Annotated in this window: 9 protein-coding genes, 1 pseudogene and 1 riboswitch; of the genes and pseudogenes, 5 read left to right on the forward strand and 5 right to left on the reverse strand. The window is 72.1% G+C overall.

The genetic code is table 11. The features are described from left to right. The coding region (locus TR46_RS35115) for a HAMP domain-containing sensor histidine kinase (protein WP_236655665.1) at nucleotides 1–2,088 on the reverse strand (2,088 nt) is incomplete at its 3' end. Between the two features lie 377 nt (nucleotides 2,089–2,465). On the opposite strand from TR46_RS35115, the gene TR46_RS35120 reads away from it, so the two are divergent. Continuing rightward, complete coding sequence (locus tag TR46_RS35120) at nucleotides 2,466–3,431, forward strand: ABC transporter substrate-binding protein (RefSeq protein ID WP_042410533.1); 966 nt, start codon at nucleotides 2,466–2,468, stop codon at nucleotides 3,429–3,431. A 220-nt stretch (nucleotides 3,432–3,651) separates the two neighbouring features. Here TR46_RS35120 and TR46_RS35125 read toward each other — a convergent pair whose 3' ends face one another. Beyond that, nucleotides 3,652–4,221, reverse strand: a complete 570-nt coding sequence (locus TR46_RS35125; protein WP_042410535.1) for a MarR family winged helix-turn-helix transcriptional regulator — start codon at nucleotides 4,219–4,221, stop codon at nucleotides 3,652–3,654. A 118-nt stretch (nucleotides 4,222–4,339) separates the two neighbouring features. On the opposite strand from TR46_RS35125, the gene TR46_RS35130 reads away from it, so the two are divergent. The 4 genes from TR46_RS35130 (at nucleotide 4,340) to TR46_RS35145 (ending at nucleotide 8,854) form a co-directional block, all read left to right on the forward strand. Beyond that, the gene (locus TR46_RS35130) at nucleotides 4,340–5,719 is read left to right on the forward strand and encodes an MFS transporter (RefSeq protein WP_084719206.1); all 1,380 of its coding nucleotides are present in this window, start codon (nucleotides 4,340–4,342) and stop codon (nucleotides 5,717–5,719) included. Between the two features lie 140 nt (nucleotides 5,720–5,859). Next, a complete protein-coding gene (locus tag TR46_RS35135) occupies nucleotides 5,860–6,792 on the forward strand; it encodes an undecaprenyl-diphosphate phosphatase (protein ID WP_042410538.1) in 933 nt (310 codons plus the stop codon). 171 nt (nucleotides 6,793–6,963) lie between these two features. Further along, on the forward strand, nucleotides 6,964–7,569 hold the full coding sequence (locus TR46_RS35140) for a thioredoxin family protein (protein ID WP_052433377.1): 606 nt from the start codon (nucleotides 6,964–6,966) through the stop codon (nucleotides 7,567–7,569). 190 nt (nucleotides 7,570–7,759) lie between these two features. After that, nucleotides 7,760–7,891, forward strand: a riboswitch (cyclic di-AMP (ydaO/yuaA leader). Between the two features lie 12 nt (nucleotides 7,892–7,903). Next, nucleotides 7,904–8,854 (forward strand): M23 family metallopeptidase, encoded by a 951-nt coding sequence (locus TR46_RS35145; protein ID WP_236655666.1) that lies wholly within the window; start codon nucleotides 7,904–7,906, stop codon nucleotides 8,852–8,854. 159 nt (nucleotides 8,855–9,013) lie between these two features. Here TR46_RS35145 and TR46_RS35150 read toward each other — a convergent pair whose 3' ends face one another. The 3 genes and pseudogenes from TR46_RS35150 to TR46_RS42875 all read right to left on the reverse strand — a co-directional run. After that, nucleotides 9,014–9,316 carry a hypothetical protein gene (locus TR46_RS35150; protein ID WP_042410541.1) on the reverse strand — a complete coding sequence of 101 codons (303 nt, stop codon included), beginning with the start codon at nucleotides 9,314–9,316 and terminating at the stop codon, nucleotides 9,014–9,016. A gap of 150 nt (nucleotides 9,317–9,466) precedes the next feature. Continuing rightward, nucleotides 9,467–11,152 (reverse strand): hypothetical protein, encoded by a 1,686-nt coding sequence (locus TR46_RS35155; protein ID WP_052433379.1) that lies wholly within the window; start codon nucleotides 11,150–11,152, stop codon nucleotides 9,467–9,469. A 156-nt stretch (nucleotides 11,153–11,308) separates the two neighbouring features. Continuing rightward, a pseudogene (locus tag TR46_RS42875) lies at nucleotides 11,309–11,640 on the reverse strand (topoisomerase II); the annotation flags it as partial.

The raw sequence follows: 11,640 nt of genomic DNA on the forward strand, positions 1-11,640 counted from the left end.
GGGCCCGGCCGGCGTCGTCGACGCGGTCCTGAGCAGCGCCGCCGGCACCAGCACCAGGCTGCTCACGCCGCCGCCGGGGGTCCGCGACAGGGTGACCGTGATGCCCCAGCGCCGGGCCAGGTTGCCGACCACGAACAGTCCCAGCACCCGGGTCGGCACCAGGTCGAGCCGCTCGCGGCGGACCAGCCGGGCGTTCTCCTCGGCCAGCCGCTCCGAGCCCATGCCCAGGCCGTGGTCGACGATCTCGATGGCGGCATGGCCGCCGGAGGTCCGCACCGTCACCTCGACACTGCTGTGCGCGGGGGAGAAGGAGACGGCGTTCTCCAGCAGTTCGGCGAGCATCAGCACCAGGTCGCCGACGATGTCGGGAGCGACCGTCGGGTCCGACTCGGCGCGCAGCACCACCCGCTGGTAGCCCTCGATCTGGCCCAGCGAGGCGCGGATGACATGGCTGACCGGGGCCGGACGCCCGTCCAGCTCGGACTCGCGGATGCCGGCCAGCAGCATCAGGCTGTCGGCGTTGCGCTGCATGCGCACTGCGATGTGGTCGATCCGGTAGAGCTGTTCCAGTAGTTCGGGATCGGTCTCGCCGCGCTCGACCGCGTCGATCAGCGCGAGTTGGCGGTTGGTCAGGTTGCTGACGCGGCGGCCGATGTTGCCGAACATCTCGGCGATGTTGCGCCGGCTGGTGACCTGGCGCTCCAGCAGGCCGGCCGCGGTGATCTGGACCTGGTTGAACGCCTCGGCCAGGGCCCCGAGTTCGTCCTGGGCCAGCACCGGGACGGCCTCCAGCCGGGCCGGGCTCTCGTCCACGGCGTCGTCGTCGGCGACCCGGGCCAGCTCCTTCTCCGAGATCGCGGCGACCTTGCGGGCGGCGCTGGTGAGCCGCTGGACCGGGCGCACCACCGAGTGCCTGATCAGCACGGACAGGGTGAGCCAGGTGACGAAGATCAGCAGGGCCAGCGCCAGCAGCAGGATGGCCTTGAGCCAGGCGGTGCTGGAGGCACTGTCGGCGCGGGCCGCGATCTCCTGGGTGAGCTTTTGGGTGATCTGCAGCCGGATCTGCGACTCGCCGACGATCTTCGGCAGGGTCTGGTCGACCTGTTCCGCGGCCGCCCGCATCGACGCCGCGTCGGGGGCGTTGGCCAGGTCCCCGGGGGAGACCTCCAGCAGCGCCAGCTGCTGGCCGATGTAGACCTGGTTGCTGTTGTGGTCCATCCCGCCGAGCTCGGTGGCCTGGGCGGCGGTGGCCAACTGCCCGAAGCGGTCCACCTGGTAGCCGTACTGCTCCTGGGCGCCGACGGCGGCGAGGAACTCCACCAGCGCGTTGGAGTCGCCGGTCTGCGACGACAGCACGCTGGTCTCGTAGACGGCGTGCGCGGCGTCCGCCCGCAGCAGTGCGTCCAGGCTCTGGGTGATCGTGGAGTTGCCGCTCTCGTCGGTGGTGAGGCCGAGGCCGTCGATCAGCGCGGCGGCGGTGGGGCTGTAGGCCTGGTCGATGTTGGGGGCGGCCAGCATCCCGACCTCGATCTGGTCCCTCGGCGTGCCCATTCCGTCGACCTGTGCGAGGGCCTCGCTCTCGCCGACCGGTATGGCGGAGCCGAACACCTGGCGGACCATGGCGGCCTGGGCGGTGGTGGCCGCCGCGGCGGCGCGGAAGGCGGCGTTCGAGGGCGCGGGGTCCTTGGCGCTCTTGCGGTCGTAGTGCGCCCAGAGCAGCAGCGCCTGCTGCTGCTCGGTCTGCACGTCGTCGACCAGCAGGGCGACCTGGTAGCTGTTGCGGACCAGGTCGGCCTGGGCGGCGGCGGCCTGGGCGGTCTCGATCTCGCTGTTCACGACGACGGCGAACAGCACCGAGATCACCACGACGGGCACGGTGACCAGGACGTTGAGTTTGTGCCGGAACGGAATCCGGTCGAGCAGCCGCCCCAGCCGGGCCCGCAGGCCCTTCTCCGCCGTCGGGTCGGGCCGTTCCCGGGTCTGCAGGCCGCCCGGGGGTCCTGGGGTGCCCGGAGCAACCGGTTCGCCCTGGGGGCCCGGTGCGTCCGGGGCGGCCGGTGGGGCCGGGTGCGCGTCCTGGAGGGACAACCGAATCTCCTCGATCGGCTCCGGGGCCTGGCAGTTGGCACGCCCCTGCCCTGACGGGTGGTCGGCGGGAACCGGAACGCTCTCGTCGAATAAGTGACCGTGCGGAGACTACCCGTTGGCGGCGACCGCCGTCTCAGGCAGTTGTGAACTTTGCGCTACGAAGTGATCAAAACGCTTCCCCAAGTGCAGTTCTACGTTCCAGTATCTTCCGGTCGCGCCTGAATCCGACAGGTGCGGCCGTGTACCGGGGGCCAGACCGCAGCATGGACGTCGGTTGACTACCACTCATACAAGCAGATTTGATCGACCGTGAGCTATACCTTCTGCCCCGCACGTCCGTTGCATCCCACGCGTCCCCCCACCATTGGAATGGATCAGTGACTACTTCCACTACCCGCGGCCGCACCCGTATAGCCGCTGCCCTGGTCGCCTCTGCTGCTGCTGTCACCCTCGCGGCCTGCGGGTCCACCAGTTCGTCCTCGAACCCACTGGCGCCGACCCAGGCCGCCGCCAGCGGATCCGCCGCCGCGAACGGGCCGATCATCGTGGGGTCCAACAACTTCGCCGAGAGCACCATCCTGGCCGACATCTACGGCGAGGCCCTCAAGGCCAAGGGGCTCACGGTCACCTACAAGCCCAACATCGGCAGCCGCGAGGTCAGTTACGGCCTGCTCAAGAACAACACGGTCACCCTGATGCCGGAGTACAACGGCTCGCTGCTGGCCTACCTGGACACCAAGGCGGTGCCGACCAGCGAGCAGGACACCGACACCCAGCTGACCGCCAAGCTGTCGTCGAACCTGCAGATCCTCAACCCGTCCGCGGCCGAGGACAAGGACTCGCTGACGATCAACGCGACGACCGCGGCCCAGTACCACCTGACCGCCAGCTCCAAGATCTCCGACCTGAAGAGCATCGCGGGCAAGCTGGTGCTGGGCGCCGCTCCGGAGTTCCAGACCCGTCAGGAGGGCATAGTCGGCCTGAAGTCGGTCTACGGCCTGAACTTCAAGAGCTTCAAGGCGCTGGACGCGGGCGGCACGCTCACCGAGGCCGCGCTGAAGAAGAACGACATCCAGGTCGGCGACATCTTCACCACGGACAGCACCATCGCCACCGAGAAGTGGATCACGCTCCAGGACGACAAGAGCCTGTTCGGCTTCCAGAACGTCATCCCGGTGGCGCAGAAGACCCTGCCGCAGACCGCGGTGGACGCGCTGAACGCGGTCTCGGCGAAGCTGGACACGGCGGCGCTGATGGACCTGGACGCCAAGGTCGGCGCCAAGGGCGCGGACCCGCTGGCGGTGGCCGACGCCTGGCTGAAGTCGGCCGGGATCACTTCCTGACCACCCGGTTCCGACGCGCCGAGGGCCGCCCGCCGTTCCGACACGGTGGGCGGCCCTCGGCGCGTGCCGACTCGGCGCCGGCCGGCCCGCTTCCGGTGGACCTCCGGGTGCGGACCGGGGGTGGCTCGTCGCGCGGTTCCCCGCGCCCCCGGTTGCGGCAACTTGCCCGCAGCGGGTCGGTCGCACCCACTCAGGGGTGCGGGGATCCGTCCGAAGCGACTCAGTCGTCCAGGTCGTCGCAGCGGCCGAGCGCGTCCGGCTGGTCCTGCTCGACCCGGCGCAGCATCCGCCCCAGCTGGCCGGCGAGCACCGCGCGCTCCTCGGGTGAGGCGTCCTGCAGCAGTTCTTCCTCGAAGACCGCCGCCATCCTCATCGACTCCAGCCACTTCTCCCGGCCCAGCCGGGTCAGCTCGATGATCACCCGGACCCGGTTGCTCTCGTCGCGGGTACGGGTGACCAGCTCGGCGGCCGCCATCCGGTCGATCCGGTGGGTCATCGCGGCCGGGGTGAGGCCGAGCCGCTTGGCCAGCTCGCCGGGGCCGAGCCGGTACGGGCTGCCGGCCACGATCAGCGCCTTGAGCACCTCCCAGTCGGCCGAGCTGATGCCCAGCTCGGTGAGCTGCCGCCCGTAGCCGACCGACATCCGCCGGGCCAGCCGGGAGAGGGTCGAGACGATCGTCTCGACCTGCGGGTCCACCATCGGGAACTCGCGCTGGTACGCGGCGACCTGCTCGTCGATCCGCAGTTCGCCGGCGACCTCGTCCTGCGGTGCCGGGGCGTCGGTGGTCATGTCTCCCAGTCTCTCATGACGGAGCTAAAGGGTTCCGCTCGATAATGTTTCGCAGCGAAGACTTTAGTAGTGTACTCTTCGATAGGAAACTTGGAACGTCAGAGAAGGGTGGTGCAGCATGACGCGCGCGCTGGGACAGCCGAAGCCGGAGCAGAAGAACCAGCAGTACGGGACGGCGGGCGGCACGCTGCGCCGGGTGCAGATCGGCAACGCGCTCAGCGCGTTCGGCAGCGGTTTCACCGTCCCCTACATGTTCGTCTACGTGAGCACGGTCCGCGGTCTCGGTTCGATGACCGCGTGGCTGGTGTTCACCCTGTTCGCGCTGGCCGCCCTGGTCGCGCTGCCGCTCGCCGGACGCGGCATCGACCGCTACGGCGCCCGCCCGGTGCTGGTCGTCGGCGCGGTGACGGCCGCCGCCGGGGCGCTGTCCTTCGGGCACGCCACCGGCGGCGGACACATCCTGATGTCGGCGTTCCTGTTCGGCGCCGGGGTCGCCACGGTGCAGCCCGCGCTGGCGACGATGATCGTCCGCTGCTCCACGCGGGAGACCAGGGCGCATGCCTTCGCCCTGCAGTTCACCCTGGTCAACCTGGGGATGGGCATCGGCGCGCTGATCGGCGGCCAGATCGTGGACGTGAACCGTCCGGGCAGCCTGACGCTGCTGTTCAGCGTCGAGGCGGTCATGTTCCTGGTGCTCGCCGCGGTCACCGGCACCATCCGGATGCCGGCGCCGGTCGCCGGGGCGGCGGTGTCAGGGGTGTCTGCGGTGGCCGAGAGGGCCGGAGGGGCCGGCGCCGCCGGAGTGCGGCCGAGGTCGGACCTGCGGACGCTGCTGGCCGACAAGGCCATGGTGCGGATCTGCCTGCTCGCCGGGCTGATCTTCTTCACCTGCTACGGGCAGTTCGAGTCCGGGGTGGCGGCCTACGCCACCGACGTGGTCGGCACCTCGCCGTCCGTGCTCGGTCTGGCCCTGGGCATGAACACCCTGGCCATCGTGGCGCTGCAGATGATCGTCGTGCGGATCACCGCGCGGCGGCGGCGCAGCACCGCGATCGCCGCGACCGGCGTGGTCTGGCTCGGCGCATGGGCCGCTGCGGCGGTGGCCGGGCTGGTGTCCGGCGGGACGGTCGCGACCGCGGCGATGCTGTCGGTCTACATGCTGTTCGGCGTGGGCGAGGCGCTGCTCGCGCCGACGCTCGGGCCGATCATCGCGGACCTGGCGCCGGCGCATCTGCTCGGCAGCTACAACGCCGCGTTCTCGCTGGTCAAGCAGGTGGCCATCGCGATGGGTCCGGCGGCCGGGGTGCTGCTGGTCGGCGCGGGCCTGCCGGCCGCGTACATCGTGGTGATGGCGGGGGCGACGGTGCTGATCGTGGTGCTGGCACTGCGGCTGCGGACGCAGCTCAGTGCCGCACAGGACAACGCCGTGCGGCGGACCCGGGTGGTCACCGCCTCGGTCGAGCCGAGGCTCGCGGGGGAGCTCCGCCCGGCGGCTTGACCGCGGGCGGGGCTCCCGCCCGCGGCCATGAACGCTCGGAGACGTCCTGGTGAACAAGGGGCGCGCGGTGGTGGAGGGTCTACAGCGCTGTAGTACTTTCTGACTGCCCGCTGTCGATCCTCCTTCCGAAGGCCGCGCCGATGTCCGTGCTCACCTATCCAGAAGCGATCGGCGTCGGCCTGCTCCAGGGCGTCACGGAGCTGTTCCCGGTCTCCAGTCTCGGCCACAGCATCCTGGTGCCCGCCCTGATCGGCGGCTCCTGGAAGCGCGACCTCAATGTCGCGGCCGCCGACTCCCCGTACCTCAATGTGCTGATCGGGCTGCACCTGGCCACCGCGCTCGCGCTGGTGGTGTTCTTCTGGCGGGACTGGGTCCGGGTGATATCCGGCTTCATCAGTTCGGTCCGCGAGCGGCGGATCGAGACGGTGGACCAGAAGCTGGCCTGGCTGCTGATCGTGGCGACCATCCCGGTCGGCATCGCGGGCCTCGCGCTCGACAAGGTGTTCCGCGAGCACCTCGGCAAGCCGGTCCCGGCGGCGATCTTCCTGACCCTCAACGGGCTGGTGCTGTTCGTCGCCGAGCGGCTCAAGCGCGGCGGCACCGGTCGGCGCCGGGCCGGGGACGCGGTCGGGGCCGAGGCGGGCTTCGACGGCGAGGAGGTGGGCCCCGACGTGCTCTCCGACCGCCGGATCACCAAGCTGCGCTGGGGCTCGGCCCTGATCGTCGGCTGCGCCCAGATCCTGGCGCTGCTGCCCGGCATCAGCCGCTCCGGCGTGACCATCAGCGCGGGCATCTTCAAGGGCCTGCGCCACGAGGACTCGGCCCGCTTCGCCTTTCTGCTGGCCACGCCGGTGATCGGGGCGGCCGCCCTGCTCAAGGTGCCCTCGCTGATGGGGCACCAGGGAGACGGCATCCGCGGCCAGGTGCTGGCCGGGGCGGTGGCGGCGTTCGTCGCCGGCTATGTCGCGGTGCGGTTCCTGACCAAGTACTTCGAGACCCGGACGCTGACGCCGTTCGCGATCTACTGCACCGTAGCCGGACTGGGCAGCCTCGCCTACCTCACCCTGACGTAGGTCCGGTCCGCAGTTCCCCAGAGCCGCGGCCGGCCCGTCCGGGGCATTCGCTCGTACGGGTGATCGGGGCGGTCCGCTCCGTGTTGCTGCGGCCGAGAACCCTCCCTCCTCTGATCCCATGATCGGAAGACCATCTGCTGCGGCGGTGGGTGCAGCGAGGGAGGGAGTGCCGTGCGAGGGGTTCGCCGAGGGACCGCCGCGATCGCCGGCGCGGTCGCGGTGCTGCTGCTCGGCGGCTGCGTGACGGTGTACGGGCCCGCCCCGCAGCGCGGGGCGCCCGGCGACGCGGCCACCCCCGGAGCCGCCCGCGGCGCCGGCCAGGTCGGGTACGCCCACCCGTTCCAGCCGCTGCCCTCGGTGAGCCCCGCCCCCGTCCCGGACGGCTACGACTCCTCGGCGGACGCCGGCGGCGCGGTGTCCGCGGCCCTCACCGCTGCCGCGAAGGACGGCCGGCCGGTGCTGCTCGACTTCGGCTCGTCCTGGTGCGAGGACTGCCAGGCGCTGTCCGCGCTGGTGGACAGCCCGGGCGTGAACCGGATCCTGGCCCGCAACTACCACCTGGTCACCGTGGACGTCGGGCACTTCGACCGGAACACCCAACTCGCCTCCCGCTACGTCTCGCTGGCGCAGAGCGGGATCCCCGCCCTGGTGCTGCTCGGCCCGGACGGCACCAGGAGGGACACCGGCGACCCCGGCGAGTTCGCCAACGCCCGCAACCTCGACGCCGACGGATTCGCCGCGACCCTGGTCGACTGGCTCTATCAGCCGTCGAGGTAGGACCGTCGGCGAGGTAAGAACTGCCCGACTGATACATACTCAGGAACGGTCAGTACGGGGCAGAACCGGACAAAGGTCGGTACCGCTCCGTGACCGCTCAACTGCACCCCCGGGATTGCTTGGCATCAACCGTCACTAGGATTACCGTTCAATAACGCAGTGCGACGGTCTGCCGTTGCTCGGACGGCATCGCACGCGGTCGCCTAATCCTGTTGGGAACCGGGGAACCACGTCTCTCCGGGGTGAATCAGCCGAACCGGCTGTAGGAGACCTTCCTCTCCGAACCCGTCAGCTAACCCGGTCGGCGAGAGGGAAGGAAAGGAGCACGCCGAACGTGGCGTCGAACTCGCCCACCTGGGCACCCGTGGCACCCGTGCAGCCGATTCCGCCGCAGCGGCCCGCCCCCTCGGCGGTGCTGGGCTTCGCGGCGATGGCGGCCGTGGGCGCCACCGGGGCCGTCGCCCTCGCGGCGCCCTCCGCGTCGGCGGCGGTGCGCGAGACCGGCGGCAGCACCCTGGTCGCCCAGGAGCAGGGCCACGGTACGACGGCGACCCTCGCCAGGCCGGCCGCCGACCCGGGTACTGCCCTCGCCGACCGGATCCGCGCACAGGCGGCGCAGACGCGGGCGACCGCGGAGGACACCGCGAGGCGCCAGGCGGCGGCCGAGGCGGAGGCACGCCAGGCCGCGGTCAGGGAGGCGGCGGCCCGCGAGACGGCGGCGCAGGAGGCTGCGGCCCGGGCCCGGGCGGTCGAGCAGGCAGCACAGGAGGCCGCGGCCCAGGCTGCGGCGGCGGAGGCGGCCCGGCAGGCGGCGGCGGTTCAGGTGGCTCAGCAGGCTGCGGCTCAGCAGGCTGCGGCACCGTCGGTGACGGCGACTCAGGCCGTCGGCACACTGGTCAGCCCGATCGCCGCGGCGGTTCCCGGGGCGGGCTTCGGGCAGTCCGACTCGCTCTGGTCCCAGCTGCACACCGGACAGGACTTCACCGCGCCGACCGGCACCCCGGTCGCCGCGGTCGGCAACGGCACCATCACCTCGGCCGGCTGGGCCGGGGCCTACGGCTACCGCGTGGTGGAGACGCTGGCCGACGGCACCGAGGTCTGGTACTGCCACCTCTCGGTGATCGGCGTCGGCGGCGGCGAAGTGACGGCGGGTCAGCCCATCGGCCGGGTCGGCGCGACCGGCAGCAATGTCAACGCCCCGCATCTGCACCTGGAGGTGCGCCCGGCAGGCGGCGAGCCGGTGGACCCGGCGGCCTGGCTGGCCCAGCACGGTCTCACGCTCTGACCGTCCGGCCCCTGCCGAGGTCTCAGCGCAGCAGGGCAGCAAGCAGCACCTCGAACTCCGACGGTCCCGGTGGCACCCCCCGACACTGGGACCGTCGGAATGCTTCGACCCGTCCGGCGACCCGTCCGGCGACCCGTCCGGCGACCCGTCAGCGATGCGTCAGCCGCGTCGGTCCACGGCCGCCCAGGACGCCAGCGCCACGCCGGAGGAGACGGCGGCCACCGACGGCCAGGCGCCCAGCTTCTTCGCCAGCGGGTGCGAGCCCGCGAACGCGGCGACGTACAGCCCGCTCAGCGCCACCGCGGTGGCCGGCCCCGCGGCCCGCTTCCACTGCGTCGCCGCGACCGCGCCGGCCGCGAGCAGCGCCACCCCGCCCAGCTCCCGCTTCTTGGTCGCCCGCGCGATTCCGTAACCGCCGACCAGCCCGGCCGCCGCGACCAGGGACGAGGGAATGCGTGCCATCTCGGTAGTACCTTCCTGACTTCTCAGTCGGTGCGGGTGTTCCGCAGGTGCAGGCCCATGTAGCCGATGCTCCAACCTTTCGGGGAGCGACCCCCCGAACCCCCGCGTGAACCCGCCGGGGCGGGCGTGGCGCGGGCGGTCGGTCCTCGCTCAGTTGGTGCGGGTGTTCCGCAGGTGCAGGCCCATGTAACCAATGTAGATCTTGCCCGTCCCCGAGCAGTCGTCGAAATAGTGCAGCCGGGGAGCGGTGCCGCCGCCGCCTATGCGGAGGTGGGCGCCCATGAAGACCTTGCCGGCCGGGTTGACCTCGACCGGGACCGGGAGCTCGCGCTCGCCCTTCCACTTGGTGTTGGTGCGGACCGTGCGCGACTCGTCGCGGATCACCTTGCGGGGCGGGAAGACATGGCAGTCGACCGGGGTGTTCTCGCACCAGCGGCGGAAGTCGCCGCCGGACTCGCCGTGCACCGCCGCCTCGGCGTAGTCCTGCAGAGCCAGCAGGGCGTCCCAGGCCATCCTGACCCAGGTCGGGTGGTCGGTCTGGTCGTCCAGCTCGCGGGTCAGCCGGGGGTCGCCGGTGAAGGAGAGCAGCGGGAACTCGTCGAACCGTTCGACCAGTTCGGCGAAGGAGACCGGATCGACCCGGCCGGCCGTCGGCGCGGTCCGGACCGCGCCGTCGCCGCCGTCCGCCTCGGCCAGCCGTCCGCGCAGCGACCTGACCTGGGTGCGGGCCTCGCGCAACTCGCTGTACTGCTCGTCGTACTCGGCGGCCAGCTGCGACTCGCGCTCCTCGGCGTCCCGCAGCCAGCGGCGGACCTCCTGCAGCTCCTCCGCGCGGGCCCGCTCCTCGTGGACCTCCTCCTCGTGGTGGTCCACCAGCAGGGTGCCGGGTTGGACGCCGTCGATCGCGGCGATGTCCGCGCTCTCCTCCGACCAGGGGGCGGAGCCGGCCCGCAGGTTCTGGGCGCGCAGCGGCGGCAGTCCGGCCAGTGCCTCCGGCAGCGGGGACTGGACCGCGAGCCGCCGCGGCAGCCAGGCCAGCAGGCCGGAGGCGCGGCGCAGATCGGTGTCCAGGGTGTGCCGGCCCATCACCCGGTGCCGCTGGGCCTCGGGGGCCCAGGCCGGGTCCAGGCCGGGGAGGTAGGTGCGGACGGCGCCGCCGTAGACCCGGTGGTGCTCCAGGGCCCGGTTGAAGTCCCGCTCGGCGCCGGGGGCCAGCGCGTACAGCACGGCGAGGCCGGCGCAGCCGCGCAGCAGCGGGTCGACGGTCTCGGCCAGCCAGTCGTCGAAGTCGGCGCGCGGGGGAGTGCTGGCGACCACGATCGGCATCCGCCGGTCGGGGTCGCAGAGTTCGTCCAGCACCTCGTCGACGTCGCCGCGTTCGATGACGGTGGGCATGCCGTGCACCCTGGCCGCGCCCTGGTGCTCGCCCTCGGCCGCGCCGAGGACGTCGAGCAGGCCCCTGGCCAGGGCCGGGACCGGGGCCTTCGTCGCCGAGGCGCCGCGGACCGGCAGCTGCTCGGCGTCCAGGCGCACCCAGGTGCCGCCGGTGGGAGGGGTGCTGATCGTCAGTGAGGTCTGCCAGATGCCCTGGGGAGTGAACTCGCGTAGTCGCCAGCGCGCGACCGACTCCTTCGCGCCGCTCGCGCCTCTGACCCGGTCCTTCAGGGCGCAGTCCAGCACGGCCTGCGACCCCACCCGGTGCCGACCGTCCTCGGCGCCCGGGTCCTCATAGTGCTGGGCCTTCAGCCAGTGTCTGACCTGCTGTCCCGCGAGGGTGACCGTGTCACGGTGGCTGTGGCCACTGGTCACGGCCATGCGGTAGATGCCGTCTGTCATCCGCGGGCCTCCTGACGCTGTATCGGCGTCTCCGCACGCTGCGTGCGGGGTCAACCTGTCCAACGCGGGAGGGGCCCCCGATGGTTCCGGTGCGATCAGCCAGGGGCGTGAACGTACGGTGCGTGCGCCGTGTGTGTGCGCTGGTGGGCCGGTGTGTCAGCTGGGGGGTTCCACGGCTGTGGGGGCGTCCCCTGCCGTGGGGGCCGCCACAGCCGTGGGGGCGTCCGCGGGCAGCGGGGGGTGCGCGGGCTGTCCGGGCTGCGCCGGGGCAGGATGCTGGGCCGGGGGCTGGTGCGCGGGCTGGTGCTGGCCGGGGGCTGCCGCGGTGGGGGCCGGGGTGCGGTGCAGGTGTTGGGCCGGAGGCTGGGCGTGGTGCTGGGCCGGAGGCTGGGCCGCGGCGTGGTGGTGGGGCTGGGCCGGGGCGTAGGGCTGGGGGTAGCCGTAGCCGTAGGCCGGGGGTTGCGGCCAGGGCTGGGGCTGGGCCGGGG

The sequence above is a fragment of the Streptacidiphilus carbonis genome, assembly GCF_000787775.1.
Taxonomy (GTDB): domain Bacteria; phylum Actinomycetota; class Actinomycetes; order Streptomycetales; family Streptomycetaceae; genus Streptacidiphilus; species Streptacidiphilus carbonis.

Coding starts and splice junctions, on each gene's coding strand:
- TR46_RS35135 (WP_042410538.1), top strand. CDS start 5,860: ATGTCCGTGCTCACCTATCCAGAAGCGATCGGCGTCGGCCTGCTCCAG.
- TR46_RS35155 (WP_052433379.1), bottom strand. CDS start 11,152: ATGACAGACGGCATCTACCGCATGGCCGTGACCAGTGGCCACAGCCAC.
- TR46_RS35125 (WP_042410535.1), bottom strand. CDS start 4,221: ATGACCACCGACGCCCCGGCACCGCAGGACGAGGTCGCCGGCGAACTG.
- TR46_RS35130 (WP_084719206.1), top strand. CDS start 4,340: ATGACGCGCGCGCTGGGACAGCCGAAGCCGGAGCAGAAGAACCAGCAG.
- TR46_RS35150 (WP_042410541.1), bottom strand. CDS start 9,316: ATGGCACGCATTCCCTCGTCCCTGGTCGCGGCGGCCGGGCTGGTCGGC.